Here is a 439-nt window from a genome sequence, read left to right on the forward strand (position 1 = left end):
GCAAAAGAAGTAGGTAGCTTAACCTTCGGGAGGGCGCTTACCACTTTGTGATTCATGACTGGGGTGAAGTCGTAACAAGGTAACCGTAGGGGAACCTGCGGTTGGATCACCTCCTTACCTTAAAGAACCGACCTTTGTAGTGCTCACACAGATTGTCTGATGAAAAGTAAATAGCAAGGCGTCTTGCGATTGAGACTTCAGTGTCCCCTTCGTCTAGAGGCCCAGGACACCGCCCTTTCACGGCGGTAACAGGGGTTCGAATCCCCTAGGGGACGCCACTTGCTGGTATGTGTGAGTGAAAGTCGCCGACCGAAGTATCTCAAAACAGACTTTCGAGTCTCGTTTGAGATATTTGCTCTTTAAAAATCTGGATCAAGCTGAAAATTGAAACGACACACTGTTTCATTTCTCCGTAAACAAGAAATGAAAAGCGGTGTGT

The 439-nt window shown here is 47.4% G+C and carries 1 tRNA gene and 1 rRNA gene; both read left to right on the forward strand.

The window, feature by feature from the left end:
* Positions 1-117: ribosomal RNA gene (locus tag BZK42_RS28070) — 16S ribosomal RNA — on the forward strand; the annotation flags it as partial.
* A gap of 85 nt (positions 118-202) precedes the next feature.
* Positions 203-278, forward strand: a tRNA-Glu gene (locus tag BZK42_RS28075).
* The last annotated feature ends 161 nt before the right edge of the window (positions 279-439 follow it).

It is taken from the genome of Citrobacter braakii (assembly GCF_002075345.1).
Taxonomy (GTDB): Bacteria; Pseudomonadota; Gammaproteobacteria; order Enterobacterales; family Enterobacteriaceae; genus Citrobacter; species Citrobacter braakii.